Below are 21907 nucleotides of genomic sequence, written 5' to 3'. Positions count from 1 at the left end.
GCCCTGTCAGGCACCAAGCACTGCCTGCCGCGCGCACGGCGACGGAGAAGTTTCATTTATCGAAAGTCAGTTCCACAGCAATCGAACCCTAGCTATCCCTGCCGCCGGGCACTGACCGGGCAGCAGGGATACACACTGTCGAGGGTTGGTTCCGTCAACAGCGCGGGGAAGGTGGCTTCCCCATGATCATGTACCTGCTGATGATGCTGACGGCCGCAGGCGTATCCTTCGCCGCCACCTGGGGTGCACGGCTGATCGGCAACAGGCTTGAGCTTTTCTCGCCGATCCGCAGCCGCGACACCCACTCCCACAAAGTCTCCAGGCTGGGAGGCCTGGGCATTTACGCGGGATTCCTGGTGGCCCTGATCGTTGCGAGCCAGTCTTTCTTCGTCAAGGACATCTTCCGCGGCAACGCCTCGCCCTGGGGGGTCCTCGCCGGCGCCACGCTGATCGTCATCGTGGGTCTCGCCGATGACCTCCTGGACCTGCGGTGGTGGGTGAAACTGATCGGCCAGAGCGCTGCGGCCATGGTGGTGGCCATCTGGGGCGTGAGGATGAGCATCCTGCCGTTGATACCCGAGCCGATCCTGCTTGAGAATGAGGTCGTCCGCATCGTCCTCACCGCCGGGCTGATCGTCACCACCATGAACGCCTTCAACTTCATCGACGGGCTGGACGGGCTCGCCGCCGGCGTGGCCATCATCGGCGGCGCGGCGTTCTTCCTGACTGCCTACTGGGTGCACCGGTCGGCAGTCCTGCTCGACTATTCGGATCTCGCCACGCTGCTCACCGCAGTAGTGGTTGGAAGCTGCGCCGGCTTCCTGCCGCACAACTGGTTTCCTTCGAAGATCTTCATGGGGGACTCCGGCGCCATGCTGATCGGACTCCTCCTGGCCTCCGCCGGCATTGTCTCAACGGGCCAGATCACCTCCGGGCTCTACGACCGGGCCAACGGTATACCGACGATCATCCCCATCCTCCTGCCGTTCGCGGTGCTGTTCCTGCCGTTGCTGGACCTCTGCCTGGCGGTCGTGCGGCGGACGGCGCTGGGGCGTTCGCCCTGGTCCGCGGACCGCGGACACCTGCACCACAAGCTGATGGACATTGGCTACTCCCACCGCGCCTCCGTCATCCTGATGTACGCCTGGACCTGTGTGCTGGCCTTCGGGGGCCTGGCCTTCGCCATCTTCCCGTGGCAGCTTGTGCTGGCTGCGGACGTCGCAGCGGCCGCCGTTATGGCCGTGGTCACGGCATGGCCGTACCTTCGCGACAAGGCACCCGGACCGGGGCCACGGTCGGAAGCGGAGTACGAGGCCGAGGCGGAAGCGGCGGGGCAGGAGTGAGCCTTGGACACCCTTTTCCGAATAATTTCTATCTCATGTAGAATTTCAGTGCAGCTCTTCGCCGCACCCTCCTTTGCCAGCCCGCAGTACACGACGATTGGGATCTGATGACCTCCAACGCCGAACCCGGACACAGATCCGGTAACGGACCCGTTGGTGTCTCCGGCCCCACAAAGTCACTGTGGCTGGGGCTCCTGAAGTTGAGCGCAGGTGCGGCCCTGGCCGGCCTCGTGCTCGCCGGAATACCGGCCGCGATCCTCAACGGCGGCGGGGGAGCGCTCTCTAGCACTTTCGGCGGCCTCCTTGTTATGGCGTTCTTCGGAATTAGCCTCCTTGTGGGCCATTTTGTCGGACGGAACAATCCCTCCGGCGCCATCGGGGTCTTTGTTGTCACCTACTTCGTCAAAGTTGTGGGATTCGCCGTGGTGCTTTTCGTTATCGGAGCACCCGAATGGCTCCACGCCCGCTGGTTCCTGATCGGCGCCGTCACCGCCGTCGTGTTCTGGCAGGCGGCCGAGATCTACGGATTCAGCAAGGCCCGCCTCCGTATCTATAACGACCCCGAACCCGTGAAGGACGGCAACCATGAACAGCCGTAATTCGAAGCGAAAAAACATGCGGGAAATCCCCAAATCCACCCACGGTTCCGTAGGCGTATCTTCCGACGGCGGGGACGGCGGATACAACGCCGGCATCGCCGTCTTTAGCTACATAATTGGCGGAATCATCGTCTGGAGTTTGATAGGGTGGGGTCTGGATTATCTGTGGGGAACCCGCTGGATTGTGCTCCTAGGCGCTCTGCTTGGAGCTGCGGGAGGGTTCTATCTTTCTCATATGCACGGACTCACCAGTAACAGAACGTCACCTGGTGAAGACAGTGCAGCCAGCGGCCCGTCCAAGGACGAGGAACAGTAATGCCTAACAATTTCACAAGGGGAAGGGCGGACATGAAGATCGCCGGACCCTCACCAACGCCCAATGATGGACACTGCAGAGAGGAAACGCGTTGATCGCGCTTGCGCTCCCGGCCCAAGATTCAGGAGAGTTCAACCCTCCTGGAATTGAAGAAATGCACCTGCCGGCAATCCTGCCGTGGGGTGCGGCAGACGGATTCTCCAAGCAGATGCTGCTGGTTATCCTGTCGGTCGTCATTATCGCTACATTCTTTCTGCTAGCTGCGCGGAAGCAGCAGCTTGTTCCCGGCAAACTGCAGTTTGCAGGTGAAGCTGCCTACGGCTTCGTCCGCAACAGCATCGCCAAGGACATCATTGGCGGCAAGGACTTTATTAAGTACGTCCCGCTGTTGTTCAGCCTCTTCTTCTTCATCCTGGTGAACAACATCTACGGCGCCATCCCGCTGATCCAGCTTCCGAGCTTCTCGCACGTCGGCGGCGCCTATGTGCTGGCAGCCATCGTCTACCTGACCTGGATCGGCATCGGCGTCAAGAAGAACGGTCTCAAGTACTTCAAGCTGGCCACCGTTCCCTCGGGCGTGCCGGTGTACATCCTCCCGATCGTTATTCCGATCGAGATCATTTCCAACTTCCTGGTCCGCCCTGTCACCCACAGCCTCCGTCTGTTTGCCACCATGCTGGCCGGACACTTGATTGTGATGATTGCCGGATCCGGCATCGAGTACCTGGTCATGCAGGAGAACATCCTCCTGAAGGGCACCTCGGTACTGGTTCTCGTCGGCGCCATCGCCATGTACATGCTGGAAGCGCTGATCATGGCGCTGCAGGCTTACGTTTTCACGCTGCTGACTGCCATCTACATTGAAGGCGCTCTGCACGCGGACAGCCACTAGGCACCCACATACTTCCCCTTCGCGGGGATGAAGCAACCCAAACAACCTGCCACACGGGTGGCATCTTGAAAGGAAGAAAAATGGAAGGCTCCATCAACGGCTCCCTCAACCTCATCGGCTACGGCCTCTCCGCTATCGGCGGTGGTATCGGTGTGGGTCTCGTGTTCGCGGCTTACATCAATGGTGTGGCACGTCAGCCGGAAGCCCAGCGCGTCCTGCAGCCGATCGCATTCCTCGGCCTTGCGCTGACTGAAGCACTCGCCATCCTCGGCCTGGTCTTCGCTTTCGTTCTCTCCTAAGCGTTAGAACTTAGCGAACATCCAGAAACCGAGTAGATAAGGACGGGTGAAATATGAATCAGACGATCATCTCAGCCGCCACCGAAGGCACTAATCCGCTCGTTCCCAACCCTTGGGAAATGGGCGTAGTCCTGGCCGGCTTTGCTGTCCTCTTTTACATCGTGGTCAAGTTCGTTGTCCCGATGTTCGAGAAGACGTTCGCGGAGCGTGCCGAGGCTATTGAAGGTGGCATCGCCAAGGCTGAAAAGGCCCAGGCAGAGGCTTCTGCTGCACTCGAAGAGTACAAGCAGCAGCTCACCGACGCCCGTGCAGAAGCCAACCGCATCCGCGAGGAAGCCCGTGCCGAAGGCGCCCAGATCCTCGCGGACCTGAAGGAAAAGGCAGCTGCAGAGTCTGCCCGCATCACCGCGCACGCCCACGCTCAGATCGAATCCGAGCGTCAGGCGGCCGTTGTGTCGCTGCGCGCCGAAGTCGGCACGCTGGCCACCACGCTGGCAAGCCGCATCGTCGGCGAGTCACTGAGCGATGATGCACGTGCAGCCCGCGTGGTTGACCGTTTCCTGGCAGATCTGGAGAACCAGAACGCAGGTGCAGCTAAGTAATGGCAGGTGTATCGAGCGAATCGCTGACCGCGGCGCTGGTGGCATTGGAAGCCAAGCTTCCCTTCGCTTCGCTGCAGTTGGCAAAGGAACTCTTCGGAATCCTGGGAACGGTGGACAGCTCGGCTGGCTTGCGCCGTGCCCTGACTGACCCGTCCCGCAGCGGTGACGAAAAGTCGGCACTGGTCAAGCAGCTCTTCGGTGGAAAAGTCTCCACTGATGCTGCGGAAATCGCGAGCGGACTGGCCAGTTCACGCTGGGCGTCGGCTCGGGATATCGGCGATGCACTCGAGACTCTTGCCGCTTCGGTGGTAATTGCCGTTGCTGAGAACAAGTCGGCCGTCTCTGCCTCAGGGATCAACGGACTGGAAACGCTGGAGAACGATCTGTTCTCCTTCAACCAGGCCGTCGGTTCCAGCCACGAGGTACAGCGTGCTCTGTCCGAGCCGCAGGCGAGCCCGGCTGCCAAGATTGCCCTCGCCGAGAAGCTCGTTCCCCACGCAAGCGAGGAAGCGAAAGTCCTTATCGGACAGGCAGTTTCGCAGCCGCGCGGTCTCAAGGTGACCAACCTTGTGCGCCGTTTCGCAGAGCTTGCAGCCAAGCGCCAGCAGCGCTGGATCGCAACGGTCAGCGTCACCCGTCCGCTGACGGAGACGCAGACCAGCCGGCTTCAGGCAGCGCTGAACGCGCTGTACGGGCGCGAGCTCAAGATCAACATGAACGTTGACCCGGCACTGATTGGTGGTATCCGGATCCAGGTCGGTGATGAAGTGGTAGACGCTTCTGTACTGAACCGCCTGGGCCAGCTCCAGCGTCAGCTTGCCGGCTAACCGGACAAGCACAACTTAACTGATAGAAACCCCGGTCATCGTGACAACGATGATCACGAAAACAGGAGAGCAGGGACTGCAGATGGCCGAATTGACCATCAACGCCGACGACGTCCGTATTGCGTTGAACGAGTTCGCGGCGTCCTACGAACCCGGAAACGCAGAGCGCGTAGAGGTCGGCCGTGTGACCACCGCAGGTGACGGCATCGCCCGTGTTGAGGGCCTTCCCTCGGTCATGGCGAACGAGTTGCTTCGTTTCGAAGACGGCACGCTGGGCCTGGCCCAGAACCTCGACGTCCGCGAAATCGGTGTCATTATCCTCGGTGACTTCACCGGAATCGAAGAAGGCCAGGAAGTCCACCGCACGGGACAGGTTCTGTCCGTGCCGGTTGGCGATGCCTTCCTCGGCCGCGTGGTTGACCCGCTGGGCCAGCCGATCGACGACCTCGGCGAAATCAAGGCTGAAACCACCCGTGCACTGGAACTCCAGGCGCCCGGCGTGACCCAGCGCAAGTCGGTGCACGAGCCGATGCAGACCGGTCTGAAGGCTATCGACGCCATGATCCCGATCGGCCGCGGCCAGCGTCAGCTGATCATTGGTGACCGCCAGACCGGCAAGTCGGCAATCGCCATCGACACGATCATCAACCAGAAGGCCAACTGGGCTTCCGGAGATGTCACCAAGCAGGTGCGCTGCATCTACGTGGCCATCGGCCAGAAGGCGTCCACCATCGCGGCTGTTCGCCAGACGCTCGAGGACAACGGCGCACTGGAATACACCACCATTGTGGCTTCCCCCGCGTCCGACCCCGCAGGCTTCAAGTACCTTGCTCCTTACGCCGGTTCGGCCATCGGCCAGCACTGGATGTACGGCGGCAAGCACGTCCTCATCGTGTTCGATGACCTTTCCAAGCAGGCCGAGGCCTACCGTGCAGTGTCGCTGCTGCTCCGCCGCCCGCCGGGACGCGAAGCCTACCCGGGCGACGTCTTCTACTTGCACTCCCGCCTCCTGGAGCGTTGTGCCAAGCTCTCCGACGAGCTGGGCGCCGGCTCGATGACCGGCCTGCCGCTCATCGAGACCAAGGCAAACGACGTCTCCGCCTACATCCCGACCAACGTGATCTCCATTACCGATGGCCAGATCTTCCTGCAGTCGGACCTCTTCAACGCCAACCAGCGTCCCGCCGTCGACGTGGGTGTCTCCGTTTCCCGCGTGGGTGGCGCAGCGCAGGTCAAGTCCATGAAGAAGGTCTCCGGTACCTTGAAGCTGGAATTGGCCCAGTACCGCGACATGCAGGCATTCGCAATGTTCGCGTCGGACCTCGACGCCGCATCGCGCCAGCAGCTGACCCGTGGCGCACGCCTGATGGAACTGCTCAAGCAGGGCCAGTACTCGCCGTTCCCGGTCGAGAACCAGGTTGTGTCCATCTGGGCCGGTACCAACGGCTACCTGGACGACGTTCCGGTTGAGGACATCAACCGCTTCGAGACTGAGTTCCTGGAGCACCTGAAGCACAAGTCCTCCATCCTGACGACGCTGGCACAGACCAACGTCATGGACGATGACACCGCAGAAGCACTGAAGACCTCGATCGTGGCCTTCAAGAAGGGCTTCTTCGGCGAGGGCGACAGCCTCCTGGTTGGTGCAGGGCACGAGGAGCACGCCCCCATCGACGAGGCGCAGGTCGACCAGGAAAAAATCGTCAAGCAGAAGCGCTAGTTTCGCTGGCAGGGACTGCCGGGACCCCGACGGGTTCCGGCAGTCCCGGCCACCGGGATCTTAGGAAAGGATAAGTATGGGAGCCCAGATTCGGGTCTACCGCCAGAAGATCAGCTCGACGACGTCGATGCGCAAGATCTTCAAGGCGATGGAACTGATCGCTACCTCGCGCATCGGCAAGGCCCGCGCACGCGTAGCGGCTTCACTGCCTTACGCAAACGCGATTACGCGTGCCGTTTCTGCTGTCGCTAGCCAGAGTGAAATCGACCACCCGCTGGTCACCGAGCCCGAGCAGATCCGCCGTGCCGCCGTCCTGGTCATCACCTCGGACCGTGGCCTTGCAGGTTCCTACTCGGCAAGTGTGCTCAAGCAGGCGGAAGGCCTCACGGAGCTGCTTCATGAGGAAGGTAAGGAAGTCAAGACGTACGTTGTCGGCCGCAAGGCCCAGGCGTACTTCGACTTCCGCAACCGTCCTTACGCACGGGTATGGACCGGCAACACGGATTCACCGGAGTTTGCGACCGCGCAGGAAATCGGCGCAGCGCTGCTGGAGGATTTTGCCACCGCGTACGAAGAGGATGGCGTGGACGAGATCCACGTCGTCTACACACGCTTCAAGTCCATGGTGACGCAGGAACCTACGGTCATCCGACTGCTTCCCCTCGAGGTCGTCGAAGAGCAGGCACAGTCCGAATCGGACCTCCTGCCGCTCTATGAGTTCGAGCCGGAAACGGAGCAGGTGCTTGATGCACTGCTGCCGCGCTACATCGAATCACGTATCTTCGCCGCCATGTTGCAGGCAGCAGCTTCCGAGCTTGCAGCCCGTCAGCGGGCGATGAAGTCTGCCGGTGACAACGCCACGGACCTCATCAAGAAGTACACGCGTCTGCGCAACACTGCCCGCCAGGCTGAAATTACGCAGGAGCTTTCCGAAATCGTGGCCGGTGCCGACGCCTTGAGTGCGTCCTAGCCAGCACGGTTCCGGATCCAGCTGTACCTGCACCAAAAGATAAACTTAACCCCCACGCCATCTACTGAGTGAAGTGAGAGAGATGACTGCCACCGCTACCGAACACGTAGCCGCAACGTCCGGTGCTACCGGCCGTATTGCACGTGTTATTGGCCCGGTTGTCGACGTCGAATTCCCGGCTGACGCAATCCCCTCGATTTACAACGCACTCACCACGGAGATTACTCTCAACGGTGAGACCAAGACCATCACGTTCGAGGTTGCCCTCCACCTGGGTGACAACCTCATTCGCGCCATCTCCCTGCAGGCTACTGACGGACTCGTCCGCGGTACCAACGTTGTGGACACCGGCTCGCCCATCACCGTGCCTGTCGGCGACGGCGTCAAGGGTCACATCTTCAACGTCCTCGGCAAGCCGCTTGACGTTGACGAGTCCGAGATCCAGGCTTCGGACCACTGGGCCATCCACCGCAAGGCTCCCGCCTTCGCGACCCTCGAGGGCTCCACCGAGATGCTGGAAACCGGCATCAAGGTCATCGACCTCCTCACCCCGTACATCAAGGGTGGAAAGATCGGCCTCTTCGGTGGTGCCGGTGTCGGCAAGACCGTGCTGATCCAGGAAATGATCACCCGTGTTGCCCGCAACTTTGGTGGCACCTCGGTGTTCGCCGGCGTCGGCGAGCGTACCCGTGAAGGCAACGACCTCTGGGTTGAAATGGAAGAGGCAGGCGTCCTCAAGGACACCGCCCTTGTATTCGGCCAGATGGATGAGCCGCCGGGAACGCGTCTGCGCGTTGCGCTGTCCGCACTGACCATGGCGGAGTACTTCCGCGATGTGCAGAACCAGGACGTGCTGCTCTTCATCGACAACATCTTCCGCTTCACGCAGGCAGGTTCCGAGGTTTCCACCCTTCTCGGCCGCATGCCGTCCGCCGTGGGTTACCAGCCGAACCTTGCTGACGAGATGGGTCTCCTCCAGGAGCGCATCACGTCCACCAAGGGCCACTCCATCACCTCGATGCAGGCCATCTACGTTCCCGCGGATGACTACACCGACCCGGCACCGGCCACCACGTTCGCACACCTCGACGCGACCACGGAACTTTCCCGTGAAATCGCTTCGCGTGGTCTGTACCCGGCCGTGGATCCGCTGACGTCGACTTCCCGTATCCTGGACCCCCAGTACATCGGCAAGGACCACTACAACACGGCTGTCCGTGTGAAGCAGATCCTGCAGAAGAACAAGGAACTCCAAGACATCATCGCCATCCTCGGTGTTGACGAACTGTCTGAAGAGGACAAGATCGTCGTGTCGCGTGCACGCCGCATCCAGCAGTTCCTCTCCCAGAACACCTACACCGCCAAGCAGTTCACCGGCGTCGAAGGCTCCACCGTTTCCATCAAGGACACGGTTGAAGGCTTCACCGCCATCTGCGACGGCGAGCTTGACCACGTTGCAGAGCAGGCGTTCTTCAACGTCGGTGGCCTGGACGACGTTGAGCGCCAGTGGGCCAAGATCCAGGAACAGACCAAGTAATATGGCTGAGCTTGAGGTTGAGATTGTCGCAGCGGATCACTTCGTGTGGTCCGGAGCGGCCAAGATGGTCAAGGCCCGCACCAGCGATGGTGAAATCGGAATCCTGCCCGGCCACTCGCCCCTGCTGGCGATTCTGGCCGAAGGTGAACTGGCCATTGAGCCTGTTTCCGGTGAGCGCATTGCTGTGGTTGTCGACGGCGGATTCTTCTCCGTCGACAACAACAGGGTGGTCATAGTTGCTGACAACGCCCAAATGGGTGAAGCGGCTACCGCGGGGATCCGCTAGCACTACCTTGATGAACGATCCTGGTTTTCCGTTCATCGCGTTGGCAACAGTCTTTGCGTTGCTGATTTTTGCACTGTGCCTGTCCGGGGTGCGCCGCTTTAACCTGCGGCGTGCCCTGGGCACAGTGGACGCCTCCATTTGCACGGCTGGAAAAAGCTGGCAGATGGGGGTTTGTCGTTATCAGGACAACGACCTTGAGTGGTTCAAGCTGCTCTCGCTCAGTGTCCGACCCAAATACACTTTCCGGCGCAGCTCGCTGGAACTGGTGGGCCGCCGCCAGCCCACCGAGGCGGAACTCGTGAAGGTCCAGCCCGACTCCGTCATCGTGGAACTCCACTACGAAGGCCAGGAAGTCCTGCTCGCCATGAAGTTCGATGCCTACACAGGACTGTCCTCGTGGCTTGAAGCCGGGCCGGTCATCGGTGTGGGCACCTGGCGTTAACGCCGGTGGACCTTATCGCTGACGTCCATCTGACCGATGGGCCCCTGCTCTGGGTTGCCTGGACCGCCGGTGCTGTCGGCCTCGGATGGCTGCTGTGGGCCCGCGGACGCCGCTGGGTCCTGAGTGCCGGAGCCGCCCTCCTGCTGGCCGCCGGCGCCGTCGCCGTGGTGCACTGGCTGCTTTTGTACACGTTTTCGACCCTGCCCGAGAGCCTCCCGCGCGAAGTGCTCGCGTGGTTTGTGGCTATGGTCTTTGCCCTTTTCCTGTGGGTGCTCCGGCTGTGGAAACTCCGGCAGCCTTCCCCTTTGAAGAGCCGCGGTGCGTGGCGGGGGAGGACCACCGCAACGGCAGCCATGCTCGGCGTCTGCCTGCTCGGCGCTGTCCAGATCAACGCCTACTTCGGCCTCAACCATACGGTCAGTGACCTCATGGGCACCGCCGTGGCGAGGATCCAGCCACTCGAAGCCGGACTGAAGCGCCAGCCTGTGGCCGCTGCCCCCGTCGCCCTCAACGCCTGGCAGCCACCGGAGGGAATGCCGTCGGACGGCGCCGTGAGGAAAGCCGTCATCCCGGGCACCGATTCGGGTTTCAGCAGCCGCGAGGCCTACATCTACCTCCCCCCCGCCTACCAGGCCACACCCCGTCCCGCCCTTCCGGTGCTCGTCCTCTTTTCCGGGCAGCCCGGCGGGCCTTCGGACTGGCTCACAGGAGGGGCCCTGCGCAGCCGGATGGACCGCTTCGCAGAGGACCACGAGGGTGTGGCCCCGGTTGTGGTGGTAGTGGATCCGAACGGTACCGCGTCGGCCAATACCCTCTGCATGGACAGCCGCATTGCCAACGCCGACACGTTTCTTGCCCGGGATGTTCCCCGTTGGATCGAGCAGACCCTTGATGTTGATCCGGACCACCGGCAGTGGGCTGCCGGGGGCTTTTCCTTCGGGGCTACCTGCGCCCTGCAGATGGGCACCCGCCATCCCGACGTCTACGCCTCGGTCCTCGCTTTTTCCAGCGAACGTGAGCCCGCACTGGCCAAGGAGCGGCAGAAGACTGTTGACGCGGCGTTCGGGGGCGACGTGGCAACCTTCGACCGACTGACTCCCTTGAGCATCATGCAGAATACGCGGTTTGAGGGTCATGCCATATATTTCGGCGCAGGTTCCCGGGATCCGGAATTCCTTGCCTACATGGATGAACTTTCGGCTGCGGCCGGCCGGGCCGGCTTCACTGTGCAGGCGCAACCGGTGGTCAACACGGGCCATTCCTGGGAGGCCGCTTCCAAGGGCCTTCCTGCTGCCCTCGACTTCGTGGCGGCCCGCTGGGGAATCCGGCCATGACGAACCAGCGGGAGGCCGTCCCGGAAACAGGCAGGAACGCTTCCGCGGCAGCCGGCAGCGTCACCTGGACTGACGTCATAATGGCGGCGCTGCGCCGCGTGCGGCAGCATTTCAAAGCCGTGCCCTTCACCCTCGTTGTCCTGGGCCTTTTCCTTGGGGCGGGTGCGGCCACCAACAGCTTCCTGTCCGGTCCGCCGGAGGCCCTCCTTGACGTCGCATCCGTGCACGTCGGCGCCCTGAAGGACGGCCGCTGGTGGTCCATGTTCACCTCGCTGTTTTTCGCCACGAACCCTGCGGCCTATCTCACTGCCGGACTCATGATTCTGTTGTTGCTGGGGCTCGCCGAACGCAGGCTGGGCACGCTGCGGACGGCCTGGTTCTTCTTCGGCGGCCAGTTCGCGGCTGTCTCGCTGTTTCTGCTGCTCACGCAGCTCGCCCGCTATGCCGGCGACGGATGGCTGGGGCTCATGGTGGACGCCCGGCTCATCGGGCCGTACGCCGCTGTCCTCGCCGCAGTCCTTGGGGCAAGCGGGCTCCTGGCTACCCTCTGGCAGCGGCGCCTTCGCACGGGCATAGTTTCAGCCTCGCTGCTGCTTGTCCTCTATGTAGGGCATCCGGAGACAGTGGTCGGATTCCTGGGTGCGCTGGCCGGACTTGCCGCCGGCTGGTGGATCCAGAGCGACCACGGAACCCTCCACCGGCACCGTTCCACCGGCCGCGAGACGCGCAACCTCCTGTCCCTGATCGTCGGTATTTTCGCCGTCGGGCCCATTCTGACGGCCGCCGTCCGCAGCCCAACCGGGCCGCTGGCGCTGCTGCGGGACGTCGTCCTGAATCCGTTGCCCACCCTCAGCCAGCTGGAGCAAAACTGCGGCGGCACGGTGGACGTGAACTGCCTGGAGATCGGGCGGACGGGATTCGCGGGACCGCTGGGCCTTGCCCTGGCAGTGGTGCCCGTGCTGCTCCTGCTGATCTGCGCGGACGGGCTGCGCCGCGGACGCCGGCTTGCCTGGCGGATCACGATCGGAGTCCAGCTGGCCGTCACCGCGTTGTCCGCCGTCTACCTCACCCTGTTTGCCCGCATCCCGCACTACCCGCAGCGGCCGCACACGGCCGTCATGGGCTCAGGGTTCGTCCACGTCCTCCCGCTCGTGGCAGTTCCGCTGCTGCTCGTGGTGCTGCTGTGGATCAACAGGCGGCAGTTCCGCGTGGAAACGTCGGTAGGGGCACGGCGCAATCTGACCAGGGTGCTGGCAGGGACCTGGGCGGCACTTGCCGGCAGCTACACGGTCGCCTGGCTGGGAGCCGGCGGAATGGCGCGCGACGGCGGACTGTCCGGTCTGGCGGCCGAACTGGCACGCCAGTACCTGCCGGTGCCCATCCCCAGCCTGTACAACCGGATCTTCCAGGACCGGCAATCGGTTGAGGCCTTCCTGTTTGCCTACTCCGGCATTGTGTTCTGGGCCGTCGCACTGGCCGGCGTGTGGGTGGTGCTCCTGGGGCAGCACCACGGTGCCGGTGCCGGCGCTGAGGCGAGGGACGTGGCCCGCCGCCTGGTGCGGCGGGGCGGCGACTCCCTGTCCTGGATGGCGCTCTGGGAACCGAACAAATACTGGTTCACCCCCGCCCTGGACGCAGGGGTTGCCTACCAGCAACATGGCAGCGTGGCCTTGACGCTGGGCGGCCCATTCGGTGATGCCGCGTTGCGGGAAGAAGCCGCTGCCGGCTTCATGCGGTACTGCGCCGAGCACGCGATGGTTCCCTGCTTCTATTCCTGCACTGACGGGCTGTGGCCCCTGCTCCAGTCGCGGGGGTTCAGCCGGGTGGCTGTGGCGCAGGAGACCCGGCTGGCGGTCAGGGAGCTTGAATTCAAGGGCAAGGAGTGGCAGAACGTCCGGACTGCGCTGAACCGTGCACGGAAGACCGGCGTCACGGCGGTCTGGGGACGGTACAGCGACTTTCCTGCGGCCCTGCGGGCCCAGCTGCTGGAAGTATCCGAGGAATGGGCTGCGCAGAAATCCGTTCCGGAGATGGGCTTTACGCTCGGCGGCATGGACGAACTGATGGACGACGACGTGCTGTGCTGCGTCGCCGTCGATGCCGGCGGCCTGGTGCACGGCGTCACCAGTTGGCTCCCGGTATTTGATGAGGGGCGCGTGGTCAGCTGGACGCTCGACTTCATGCGCCGGCGGGAGGACGGATTCCCCGGTGCCATGGAGTTCCTCATTGCCTCCGCCGTGCTTGAGCTGCGCAGCTCGGTTGAAGTCATTTCCCTGTCCGGCTCGCCGCTGGCCAAGGAGCCTGCTGACGGGGCGGCGTCCGGCGCAGCGCAGGATCCGTCGGAGGGCCCGGGCAGTGAAGCCGAACGGGAGCCAGCGCGGGAGCCCGACGCCCTCACGTCCATCCTTGACGTGGTGGGACGGGCACTGGAGCCGGTGTACGGATTCCGCTCCCTGGCCACCTTCAAATCACGGTTCAAACCCGATTACCGCACGCTCTACCTCTATTACCAGGACCCCCTGCAGCTGCCTGCCATTGGCCGGGCGCTGAGCCGCGCCTACCTGCCCGGCCTCTCGGTTCGCCAGAGCGCCCGGCTCCTGAGGACCTTGGTCGGCTAATTGCGCACGGCGGCGTAACTATTATCGGCGCCATGTTTTCAGATTCAGAAAACATTTGTGACAAGCAACAATGCGTCGTCGGATGAATGGATACAAAAAAATGATCCCCGGCACTAATGCCGGGGATCATTGATTCGCAGGACGCCGCCGGCAGGCGGCGATCCGAAGCGGGACTAGACCAGAGTTACGCCGGTAGCCTGGGGACCCTTGGCGCCCTGGCCGATCTCGAACTGAACGCGCTGGTTCTCGTCGAGAGTCTTGAACCCACCGGTCTGGATCTCCGAGTAGTGAACGAAGACATCGCCATCGGAGTCGTCCGGGGTGATGAAGCCGAAGCCCTTTTCAGCGTTGAACCACTTGACGGTTCCCTGTGCCATGTATATCTCCTCATTGTGGAACTTGCTTAAGCCCGGCACACTTCGTGCCGCACTTGGTCACTCCGCGAGAAGAATCCTGGCTTGCCGCCCGGTGGAACCGGACACTAGCTGACGAAGCTTCGCGCTCGCAACATGTCTTGCGAGCATGAAAAACACCTACACAAAGACTCAGATAAGAATTTCATGTGGGGTGCGTCAGGTCAACGGGTAAAAGGGGGAATTCGATAAATTTTGCGTAAAGCCGACGTGAACCGCTTCGTTATGGCCGTGCACCCGGCTATTGACCGGACTGCTTATTTGGAAGGGCCCGTCAGAAGAGGCGTGATTCGCTGTCGTCAACGCCGCGCATGGCGTCGTAGTCCAGGGTGACGCAGTCGATCCCGCGGTCGTTGGCCAGGACCTTGGCCTGCGGCTTGATCTGCTGGGCGGCAAAGATGCCCCGGACGGGTGCCAGCAGGGGATCCCGGTTGAGCAGCTCCAAGTAGCGGGTCAGCTGTTCGACGCCGTCGATGTCGCCCCGCCTTTTGAGCTCGATGGCCACCGTGGCGCCGTCGGCATCCCTGGCCAGGATGTCCACCGGACCGATGGCGGTGAAGTACTCGCGCCGGATCAGGGAAAAGCCGGTGCCGAGGCGTTCGATCTGGTCGGCCAGCAGCCGTTGCAGGTCAGCTTCCACACCGTCCTTGATGAGGCCGGGATCCTGGCCGAGCTCATGGGAAGTGTCGTGCAGCTGCTCGTGGATATTGATGATGAGCCGGTCATCGGTCTTGGCGGACTGGACGGTCCACTGCTCGGTGACGCCGAGCTCCAGGTCCACTTCATCCGGCAGGGAAACCCGAAGGCTGGCCGGCGGGCTCATCCAGTTCAGCGGCTTGTAGGAGCCGCCGTCGGAGTGCACCAGGACGGACCCGTCAGCCTTGACCAGCAGGAGCCTGGTGGCAAGGGGGAGATGGGCCTTGAGACGGCCTACATAATCAACAGAACATCGGGCTATGACTAAACGCACCCGGTAAACACTACCGTCTGGGCGCAAGGCAGGAACAGCGCGGCGCCTGAGCCTGGGGCAGAATGGAGGCATGCCCCGTTCCAACCGCCCCCGCCGTGCCGCCTCCGGAAAACTGGGACAGGCCAGCCGCAAGCACGCCGGCGGCCCCGTGCCGGAACTGGACCTGGAGCGGGCGAGGTCGGGGATTTCACGGCGGGAGAGCGCCCCCGACGGCGAGTGGATGGTGCGCACCATGACGGCTAAGCGGGCCGAAAAGTCCTACATCTGCCCGGGCTGCTCGACGGCGGTCCTGCCCGGCGTCGAACACCTGGTGGTCTGGTCCGAGGACCACCTGTTCGGTGCGGCCGCGGGACTGTCGGAGCGGAGGCACTGGCATTCCAACTGCTGGACGTCACGCACGTACCGCTATCGCTAAGCTGTTAGTCATGACTTTTGACCCGGCGTCGTTCGTTTTCAGCCAGTCTTCCGAAGCCACCGCTATCCGGGCTTCAACAGTCCTGCCGGCGCGCCGGGAGAACGTGGAAATACAAACGGAGGACGGCTGCGTCCTCGTCGGCGAACTCGCCGTGCCGGAATCGGGCGAAATCGCCGCCACGCTGATCACGCTCCACCCGCTGCCCACCCACGGCGGTTTCATGGATTCGCATGTGTACCGCAAGGCTTCCTTCCGATTGCCCGCCCTCGCCGGCGTCGCCGTCCTCAGGTTCAACACCAGGGGGACCACCTCGCCGCGCGGCACCAGCGGCGGCCGTTTCGAAGAGGGCATCGGCGAGCGGCTGGACGTCGAGGCGGCCGTCCGCTTCGCGGCATCCCGGAACCTTCCCAACCGCTGGCTGGTGGGGTGGTCGTTCGGCACGGAGCTGGCGCTCATGTACGGGGCGACGGAGCCGGTCGCCTCCGAAGTGGAGGGCGCCGTCCTCCTGTCACCCCCGCTGCACCGTGCCACGGACGCGCACCTGCTGGAGTGGGCCGCCTCAGGAAAGCCGCTGAAGGTGCTGGTTCCCGAACACGACGACTACCTCCGGCCGGAGGCCGCCGCCGAGCGCTTCGGTCTGGTGCCGCAGGCTGACGTTGTGGGCGTCGACGGCGCCAAGCACCTTTGGGTGGGGGAGAAGTACGCCGCCCGGGTGCTCAACGAAATCGTCGATGAGATCACGGCGCAGGGGGCGGGCCCCGAGGGCCTGCCCCAGGACTGGAACGGACCCGTGGCCTCCGCGGCCCCCTAAGGGCGCTGGTCCGGTAGCAGCCCGGTTCGCTAGTGCTTGTCCTGGCGGACGATGAAGATTTCCTTCACCAGCAGCATGACCGCCGCTGCGGTGGGTATGGCGATGAGCGCTCCGAGGACACCCAGGAGGCTGCCGCCTGCGATCACGGAGATAACGGCCACGGCGCCGGGCACGGCCACGGCCTTCTGCATGATGCGGGGCGAGATGAAGTACGCCTCGAACTGCAGGTAGGCAAAGTAGCAAATGCCGTACACCAGGGCGGTCTGCCAGCCCGCGGTGAGGGCGATCAGCGTCACCAGCACACCCGCGATCATGCCCCCGACCAGGGGGATGAAGGCGAGGAGCGCCACGACGAACGCCAGCAGAACGGCAAAGGGGACTCCGACAATCGACATCACGATGAACGCAAAGGTCGCGTTGAGCAGGGCCACGCAGGCCTGGCCGATGACGTAGTTGCCCACGGAGCCGGTGATCTCCTCCGACAGGGCTTCAACCCGGACACGGCGCGAACGCGGTGCCAGCCGGTAGCCCCACTTTTTCATGGCGGGAAGGGCAGCGAGGAAGTAAAGGCTGAGCACGAGGACTATCAGGGTTCCGAAGAGCCCGTTGGCCACCGTGGATCCGAAGCCGACGACCCCTCCGAAGATGCCGCCCATGGCATCCGGATTGTTGACGAACTTTTCCAGCTCCTGCGTGATGCGTTCCCGGACGCCGAACTGGTCGTCCACGCTGCGGAAGAAGTCCGAATCGATGAAGTCCTGGATCCAGCGGGGTGCTTCCTGCACGACCTGGGTGACCTGCTGGACGATGGTGGGGATCAGCGTGGCAAAGAATCCGGCAACAGCCGAGACGAGGACCGTGACGGAGACCAGGATGCCGACGGGCCGCGGAAGCTTGCGTCCTTCCAGCCAGCGCACCACCGGGTCCAGGCCCAGGGCGATGAAGAGTGCAGTCACGATCCAGAGCAGGAGCTGCGTGGTGTTGGAACCGATCCAATAGACGAGCAGGGCAAGGCCCACGCCCACGGTGCCCATAAAGCCCATATATAAGGGATGCTGGGACGACATGCGCGGTCCGGGATGTCCAAAGCGGGTGCTGGTCTCGGTCGCAGGCTCGGCGGAGTCCTCGGCGGATTCGGGGGGCATCTCGAAGCGGAGCCTGGGCTGTGCGCCGGGAAGGGGCGTCCGGAGCCTGCGCACCACCGCCGCGGCCAGGCCCGGCAACAGCGGTTTGTGTTCGTGCCGCGTACCGGCCGGTACACTTTCCTGGGCACCGGATCCGGTCGAGTCGTTATGTCCTGGGGCGGACGAATCCGTGTGTTCAGTCACTGCGTTTTGAGGCCCTTTACCTTCTGTGGCGCCGCTGCTGCGGACCATGTGATGATCATCGCAAACACTATCAGCCGGCTTGTCAGTGCCCGGTTTTACTCCCGGCGCGGCCGGTTGCCCTAGGCTGTGATCCGGGTCCCGACCTGACTCATTGGTAACAAAATGGTTACTATTGAAAGTAAACCCCCGCTGATGATAGGTATCCCTTTGCGTTTCAAGACTGCAGTTGCACTAGTGCTGCTCGGCCTCCTGACACTGCTGGCCGGCGTAGGACAGAAGACCATCTGGGCCCCGGCCGAGACATTTACGGCCACGGCGCCCGCCGACGGCACCGCCGCACCACTGACCGTTATCGACCAGAAGTTGCGGACCCTTCACGGGGGTACGGTCAAGATCAATGTCAAGGGCGAAGGCAGCTTCATGCTGGCAGCAGGCCGCCCTGATGACGTGGACGCCTGGGTTGGCAAGACGGCCCACAACACGGTCTCCGGAGTTTCCGAAGACAATAAGTCGCTGCAGCTCGCGCACGCGGAGGGCGAAGCCGCCGCTCCCTCGCCGGCCGGTTCCGATCTCTGGGTTACCACCGAGAATGCCAGCGGTGAACTGAACTACACCTGGAGCGCCCCGGCGGACGGCGAATGGTCGCTCCTGCTGGCCTCGGACGGCACCAAGCCGGCGCCGTCGTCCATCTCCATGACGTTCCCCAACGACACGTCCACACCGTGGGCCGTGCCGTTCATGGTGCTGGGCGGCCTGCTCATGCTGGCCGGACTGGCCCTGCTGGTGCTCAAGCCCAAGAGCGGCCAGCCCGGAGTCGGCGGGGACGATACCGGCGAGTCCATCACGGACGAATCCATGAAGGACAAGCTGATCCGCCGTGCCCGAGCAGTCCGTCCGGCCGACAAGCCGGCGCCTGCCGCTCCCGTGCAGCCGCCCGTTGAAAAGCGGCCCGGGACTTCCGCCTTCACCGCGACGGTAACCGCAAAGCGGGCGGGCGTGGCCATGGTTGCGCTCGCCGCCACGATCGTGGCCGGAACGGGTGTGGCTGCGCAGGCGGCCACGACGCCCGCTCCGTCGCCGTCAAGCAGTGAAACCGCCGGGGCCGACACCGCCCCCGATTCACCGGTGCTCCTGGACGCCCAGTTCCGCCGGATCCTGGAACAGGTTTCCAGCACGGTGGACGCCGGCGACGCCGCCAAGGATGCCGCGAAGCTCAAGTCCCGGGTGGACCGCACCGAACTTGAGGTCCGAACGCAGAACTACAAGATCCGCTCACAGGTGGGCGCCTACGAGGCGCGCATGCCGGTCCGCGCCACCAAGCTGCTGACCACGGTTGTCACCAGCAAGCGCGCCTGGCCGCGTTCGGTGATGGCCGTTACCCAGGGCGAAGGCAATGTTGTGCCCCAGCTCCTGACCCTCGTGCAGAAGTCGCCCCGCGAGAACTACAAGCTGGTGCAGACCACGCCGCTGCAGCCGGGCACCACGTTCCCGGCCATCGGACGCACCGGAACGGAAACCCTGGCCGCAGACGACAAGTCAGGCTTGCTCTACAGCGGGGCGGAAGCCCTGGCCGGGCTGGGGGACCGCCTGACGAAAGCCGATTCGACTTTCAAGGACAAACTCGTGGAGGGCCAGTCGTCGCCGTACATCGCCGACACGCTGGCGTACCAGGCCGATGTGGCCAAGACCGGCGTGAACGGCAACTTCAGCTTCACGCATAAGGTGTCCCCCGAGGACACCGTGGTGTTCCGCACCGCCGACGGTGGCGCCTTGGTCATGGGCAAGTTGAACTTCGCCTTCGACGGCACGCCCAAGGCCGAGGGCGACAAGCTGGCCATCGGGGACGACGCAGCCGTGCTGGCCGGCGGCAAGGAAACGAGCACGGGCATGGTGCTCAACTTCGCCGAGTCCATGGCGGTCTACATCCCGCCGACCGGCTCGAAGGATCCGATGAAGCTCGTTGCCGCCACCCGCGGACTCGTGGGAGCCAGCTTCAAGTAGCCCGCTCCGCGTATGACCGGCAGCGGCCTGAGTGGCTAGAGTGGAGGCTATGAGTTCGCCAGCCTCCCGTCCAGTCCCTCCGGCCGCTGCCAGCCAGCTTAACCTGCGCGGCGCCGTCGACCTTTCCAGCCTGAAACAGCGCACGGCGCCACCGGCCGGGCAGTCCTCTGCAGCCCCAACTGCCGGGCCGGCGGGCGCAGCCCCGCCGTCAGCAATGGCCCAAGGGGCCCCGGAGACGGGCGGCCAGCCGCTCCGGGTCGAGGTCACCGAGGCCAACTTCCAGCAGCTCGTTGAGCTTTCGGCGCAGGTGCCCGTGGTGTTCGGCCTGTGGGCCAGCTACTCGCCCGCTTCAGGCGAGCTGCTCAACGTCCTCGAAGACATCATCAACAGCTACGGCGGACGCCTGGTCTTGGGCGCCGCGGACATCGACGCCTTCCCGCAGCTTGCGCAGGCGTTCCAGGTACAGGCTGTTCCCACCGCGGTGGCAGTGGTGAAGGGCCAGCCGGTGCCCCTGTTCCAGGGCGGAGCCGACGAACAGCAGGTGCGCAGCCTGCTGGATGAACTGCTGAAGGTCGCCGCAGCCAACGGAGTCACCGGGAGCCTGGGTGGCGCCGGAAACGCCCCCGCCGAGGCCGAGCCGGCCCCGCTGCCGCCGCTGCACCAGGCCGCCTACGACGCCATCGAAGCAGGAGACTTCGCCGCCGCGGCCGCGGCCTACCGGCAGGCCCTGCTGGAGATGCCCGCGGATGCCGAGGCCAAGGCCGGACTCGCCCAGGTGGAGCTGATGGACCGGCTGCAGGCCCTGACCGGTCCCGACGGTGAAGCGCTGCGCCAGCTCGCCGCCGAGCAGCCGGACAACCTTGATGCCCAGCTGGGCGTGGCGGACCTGGACATCGCCGGCGGCCACATTGACGACGCCCTGGGCCGGATCGTCGGCTTCATCGGCCGGAACTTCGGCCCGGAACGAGAGACTGCCCGGGTACGGCTGCTGGAGCTCTTCGAGGTGGTGGGCCCGTCCGACGAACGCGTCGCCAAGGCGCGGCAGGGGCTGGCACGGGTGCTGTTTTAATGTCGTCGGCGCTTTTCTCGCCGCTGGAGCTGCGCTCACTGACGCTCCGCCACCGCGGCTGGGTTTCCCCCATGTGCCAGTACAGCTGCGGCCCGGACACCGGGGAAGGCGTTCCGCACGACTGGCACCTCATGCACCTGGGTTCCTTCGCCACCGGCGGAGCCGCGCTGATCCTCACCGAGGCGGCCGCAGTGAATGCGGCCGGCCGGATCAGCCCGCTCGACGCCGGTCTCTACAACGACGAGCAGGCCGCAGCCTGGGAGCGGATCACGGTGTTTGTGCACCGCTACGGCGCCGCTGACGCCAAGATCGGCACCCAGCTGGCGCACGCCGGCCGGAAGGCTTCGACGTACTGGCCCTTCTCGGGGAAACGCGGGTCAGTGCCGGCGTCCGACGGCGGCTGGCAGACCATGGGTCCCGGCACCGGCGCGTTCGACGGCTATGCGGCACCCGCCGCCATGACCGAGGCGGAGATTGACGGCGTGATTGCCGACTTCGCAGCGGCCGCCGTCCGGGCGGTCGACGCAGGGTTCGACACGATCGAAATCCACGGTGCGCACGGCTACCTGCTCCACCAGTTCCAGAGCCCGCTCATTAACGACCGGACGGACGCCTGGGGAGGGGACGAAACCGGACGGAACCGGCTCACCCTGGCCGTGGTGGACGCCGTTCGCAACGTCATTCCCGACTCCATGCCGCTGCTGTTGCGGATCTCCGCCTCGGACTGGGCCGACGGCGGGATCGACGCCGCCGCCTCCGTCCGGCTGGCCAGCGCCGCCGCCGAGCACGGGGTGGACCTGGTGGACGTCTCCAGCGGCGGCGCCGTGGCGCACCAGCAGATTCCGGCCGGTCCCGGCTACCAGACCGGGTTCGCAGCCCGGATCAAGCGCGAGGCGGGCATCCGCACCGGCACCGTGGGACTCCTGACCTCGGCCGGGCAGGCGGAACACGCCGTAGCCACGGGACAGGCTGACGCAGTCTTCATTGCGCGGGCCGCGCTCCGCGACCCGCATTGGTGGCTGCGCGCGGCCTTCCAACTCGGCCACGAGATGCCATGGGTCCCGCAGTATGAGCGTGCGGTTCCCCGCCATTCGTTCTAGGAAGTAACCCCTACG

At 64.2% G+C, this 21907-nt stretch carries 22 protein-coding genes; 19 read left to right on the top strand and 3 right to left on the bottom strand.

Annotation, left to right across the window (positions count from 1 at the left end; all coding sequences use genetic code 11):
• Positions 1 to 182 precede the first annotated feature (182 nt).
• The 14 genes from ASF98_RS00950 to ASF98_RS00890 all read left to right on the top strand — a co-directional run bounded on the left by ASF98_RS00950 (position 183) and on the right by ASF98_RS00890 (position 13785).
• Entirely contained in the window at positions 183 to 1343 is a 1161-nt protein-coding gene (locus ASF98_RS00950; protein WP_055796233.1) for an MraY family glycosyltransferase, read from the top strand.
• Positions 1344 to 1450: 107 nt separating this feature from the next.
• Positions 1451 to 1942 (top strand): hypothetical protein, encoded by a 492-nt coding sequence (locus ASF98_RS00945; RefSeq protein ID WP_055796230.1) that lies wholly within the window; start codon positions 1451 to 1453, stop codon positions 1940 to 1942.
• A 16-nt stretch (positions 1943 to 1958) separates the two neighbouring features.
• Complete coding sequence (locus ASF98_RS23545) at positions 1959 to 2258, top strand: hypothetical protein (RefSeq protein ID WP_082506659.1); 300 nt, start codon at positions 1959 to 1961, stop codon at positions 2256 to 2258.
• A gap of 91 nt (positions 2259 to 2349) precedes the next feature.
• A complete protein-coding gene (gene atpB / locus ASF98_RS00940; protein ID WP_028270094.1) occupies positions 2350 to 3150 on the top strand; it encodes a F0F1 ATP synthase subunit A in 801 nt (266 codons plus the stop codon).
• Between the two features lie 80 nt (positions 3151 to 3230).
• A complete protein-coding gene (gene atpE / locus ASF98_RS00935; RefSeq protein ID WP_011692451.1) occupies positions 3231 to 3449 on the top strand; it encodes an ATP synthase F0 subunit C in 219 nt (72 codons plus the stop codon).
• A gap of 53 nt (positions 3450 to 3502) precedes the next feature.
• Entirely contained in the window at positions 3503 to 4051 is a 549-nt protein-coding gene (locus tag ASF98_RS00930) for a F0F1 ATP synthase subunit B (protein ID WP_011692450.1), read from the top strand.
• Positions 4051 to 4878 (top strand): F0F1 ATP synthase subunit delta, encoded by an 828-nt coding sequence (locus ASF98_RS00925; protein ID WP_055796227.1) that lies wholly within the window; start codon positions 4051 to 4053, stop codon positions 4876 to 4878. Before ASF98_RS00930 ends, ASF98_RS00925 begins: the two co-directional genes overlap by 1 nt.
• 82 nt (positions 4879 to 4960) lie before the next feature.
• Complete coding sequence (gene atpA, locus ASF98_RS00920) at positions 4961 to 6598, top strand: F0F1 ATP synthase subunit alpha (RefSeq protein WP_055797222.1); 1638 nt, start codon at positions 4961 to 4963, stop codon at positions 6596 to 6598.
• A 76-nt stretch (positions 6599 to 6674) separates the two neighbouring features.
• Positions 6675 to 7568: a F0F1 ATP synthase subunit gamma gene (locus ASF98_RS00915; RefSeq protein ID WP_028270091.1), complete on the top strand. Its 894-nt coding sequence runs from the start codon at positions 6675 to 6677 to the stop codon at positions 7566 to 7568.
• 82 nt (positions 7569 to 7650) lie between these two features.
• Positions 7651 to 9105 (top strand): F0F1 ATP synthase subunit beta, encoded by a 1455-nt coding sequence (gene atpD, locus ASF98_RS00910; RefSeq protein ID WP_011692446.1) that lies wholly within the window; start codon positions 7651 to 7653, stop codon positions 9103 to 9105.
• 1 nt (position 9106) lies between these two features.
• Positions 9107 to 9391, top strand: a complete 285-nt coding sequence (locus ASF98_RS00905; RefSeq protein WP_011692445.1) for a F0F1 ATP synthase subunit epsilon — start codon at positions 9107 to 9109, stop codon at positions 9389 to 9391.
• A 10-nt stretch (positions 9392 to 9401) separates the two neighbouring features.
• Positions 9402 to 9833, top strand: coding sequence for a DUF2550 domain-containing protein (locus ASF98_RS00900; RefSeq protein ID WP_028270090.1), 432 nt, complete (start codon positions 9402 to 9404; stop codon positions 9831 to 9833).
• 5 nt (positions 9834 to 9838) lie between these two features.
• Positions 9839 to 11167, top strand: a complete 1329-nt coding sequence (locus ASF98_RS00895; protein WP_055796224.1) for an alpha/beta hydrolase — start codon at positions 9839 to 9841, stop codon at positions 11165 to 11167.
• Entirely contained in the window at positions 11164 to 13785 is a 2622-nt protein-coding gene (locus ASF98_RS00890; protein ID WP_055796220.1) for a bifunctional lysylphosphatidylglycerol flippase/synthetase MprF, read from the top strand. Before ASF98_RS00895 ends, ASF98_RS00890 begins: the two co-directional genes overlap by 4 nt.
• A 173-nt stretch (positions 13786 to 13958) precedes the next feature.
• Here ASF98_RS00890 and ASF98_RS00885 read toward each other — a convergent pair whose 3' ends face one another.
• Entirely contained in the window at positions 13959 to 14162 is a 204-nt protein-coding gene (locus ASF98_RS00885; RefSeq protein WP_011692441.1) for a cold-shock protein, read from the bottom strand.
• A 310-nt stretch (positions 14163 to 14472) separates the two neighbouring features.
• A complete protein-coding gene (gene nucS / locus ASF98_RS00880) occupies positions 14473 to 15168 on the bottom strand; it encodes an endonuclease NucS (protein WP_028270087.1) in 696 nt (231 codons plus the stop codon).
• A gap of 70 nt (positions 15169 to 15238) precedes the next feature.
• Between nucS and ASF98_RS00875 the strand changes: the two genes are divergently transcribed.
• A complete protein-coding gene (locus tag ASF98_RS00875; protein WP_028270086.1) occupies positions 15239 to 15583 on the top strand; it encodes a hypothetical protein in 345 nt (114 codons plus the stop codon).
• 10 nt (positions 15584 to 15593) lie between these two features.
• The gene (locus tag ASF98_RS00870; protein WP_055796215.1) at positions 15594 to 16394 is read left to right on the top strand and encodes an alpha/beta hydrolase; all 801 of its coding nucleotides are present in this window, start codon (positions 15594 to 15596) and stop codon (positions 16392 to 16394) included.
• A 29-nt stretch (positions 16395 to 16423) separates the two neighbouring features.
• Here the strand turns inward: ASF98_RS00870 and ASF98_RS00865 are convergent, their stop codons facing one another.
• A complete protein-coding gene (locus ASF98_RS00865; protein WP_055797219.1) occupies positions 16424 to 17722 on the bottom strand; it encodes an AI-2E family transporter in 1299 nt (432 codons plus the stop codon).
• 192 nt (positions 17723 to 17914) lie between these two features.
• Here ASF98_RS00865 and ASF98_RS00860 point away from each other — a divergent pair, with 192 nt between their 5' ends.
• The 3 genes from ASF98_RS00860 to ASF98_RS00850 are packed head-to-tail and all read left to right on the top strand — an operon-like array spanning position 17915 to position 21892.
• Positions 17915 to 19723: a hypothetical protein gene (locus tag ASF98_RS00860; RefSeq protein ID WP_055796212.1), complete on the top strand. Its 1809-nt coding sequence runs from the start codon at positions 17915 to 17917 to the stop codon at positions 19721 to 19723.
• Between the two features lie 49 nt (positions 19724 to 19772).
• Positions 19773 to 20792, top strand: a complete 1020-nt coding sequence (locus ASF98_RS00855) for a tetratricopeptide repeat protein (RefSeq protein WP_055796209.1) — start codon at positions 19773 to 19775, stop codon at positions 20790 to 20792.
• Positions 20792 to 21892 carry an NADH:flavin oxidoreductase/NADH oxidase gene (locus ASF98_RS00850; RefSeq protein WP_055796207.1) on the top strand — a complete coding sequence of 367 codons (1101 nt, stop codon included), beginning with the start codon at positions 20792 to 20794 and terminating at the stop codon, positions 21890 to 21892. The genes ASF98_RS00855 and ASF98_RS00850 overlap by 1 nt, the downstream gene beginning before the upstream one ends.
• Positions 21893 to 21907: the final 15 nt, after the last annotated feature.

Source organism: Arthrobacter sp. Leaf337 (assembly GCF_001423745.1).
Lineage (GTDB): Bacteria > Actinomycetota > Actinomycetes > Actinomycetales > Micrococcaceae > Arthrobacter.
This window is presented reverse-complemented; position numbering and strand designations above follow the sequence as displayed.

Bases quoted from the DNA above. Each gene is read 5' to 3' on its own strand.
- ASF98_RS00950 (WP_055796233.1), top strand. From the start codon at position 183: ATGATCATGTACCTGCTGATGATGCTGACGGCCGCAGGCGTATCCTTC.
- ASF98_RS00945 (WP_055796230.1), top strand. From the start codon at position 1,451: ATGACCTCCAACGCCGAACCCGGACACAGATCCGGTAACGGACCCGTT.
- ASF98_RS23545 (WP_082506659.1), top strand. From the start codon at position 1,959: ATGCGGGAAATCCCCAAATCCACCCACGGTTCCGTAGGCGTATCTTCC.
- atpE (WP_011692451.1), top strand. From the start codon at position 3,231: ATGGAAGGCTCCATCAACGGCTCCCTCAACCTCATCGGCTACGGCCTC.
- ASF98_RS00930 (WP_011692450.1), top strand. From the start codon at position 3,503: ATGAATCAGACGATCATCTCAGCCGCCACCGAAGGCACTAATCCGCTC.
- ASF98_RS00925 (WP_055796227.1), top strand. From the start codon at position 4,051: ATGGCAGGTGTATCGAGCGAATCGCTGACCGCGGCGCTGGTGGCATTG.
- atpA (WP_055797222.1), top strand. From the start codon at position 4,961: ATGGCCGAATTGACCATCAACGCCGACGACGTCCGTATTGCGTTGAAC.
- ASF98_RS00915 (WP_028270091.1), top strand. From the start codon at position 6,675: ATGGGAGCCCAGATTCGGGTCTACCGCCAGAAGATCAGCTCGACGACG.
- atpD (WP_011692446.1), top strand. From the start codon at position 7,651: ATGACTGCCACCGCTACCGAACACGTAGCCGCAACGTCCGGTGCTACC.
- ASF98_RS00905 (WP_011692445.1), top strand. From the start codon at position 9,107: ATGGCTGAGCTTGAGGTTGAGATTGTCGCAGCGGATCACTTCGTGTGG.
- ASF98_RS00900 (WP_028270090.1), top strand. From the start codon at position 9,402: ATGAACGATCCTGGTTTTCCGTTCATCGCGTTGGCAACAGTCTTTGCG.
- ASF98_RS00890 (WP_055796220.1), top strand. From the start codon at position 11,164: ATGACGAACCAGCGGGAGGCCGTCCCGGAAACAGGCAGGAACGCTTCC.
- ASF98_RS00885 (WP_011692441.1), bottom strand. From the start codon at position 14,162: ATGGCACAGGGAACCGTCAAGTGGTTCAACGCTGAAAAGGGCTTCGGC.
- ASF98_RS00875 (WP_028270086.1), top strand. From the start codon at position 15,239: ATGCCCCGTTCCAACCGCCCCCGCCGTGCCGCCTCCGGAAAACTGGGA.
- ASF98_RS00870 (WP_055796215.1), top strand. From the start codon at position 15,594: ATGACTTTTGACCCGGCGTCGTTCGTTTTCAGCCAGTCTTCCGAAGCC.
- ASF98_RS00860 (WP_055796212.1), top strand. From the start codon at position 17,915: ATGATAGGTATCCCTTTGCGTTTCAAGACTGCAGTTGCACTAGTGCTG.
- ASF98_RS00855 (WP_055796209.1), top strand. From the start codon at position 19,773: ATGAGTTCGCCAGCCTCCCGTCCAGTCCCTCCGGCCGCTGCCAGCCAG.
- ASF98_RS00850 (WP_055796207.1), top strand. From the start codon at position 20,792: ATGTCGTCGGCGCTTTTCTCGCCGCTGGAGCTGCGCTCACTGACGCTC.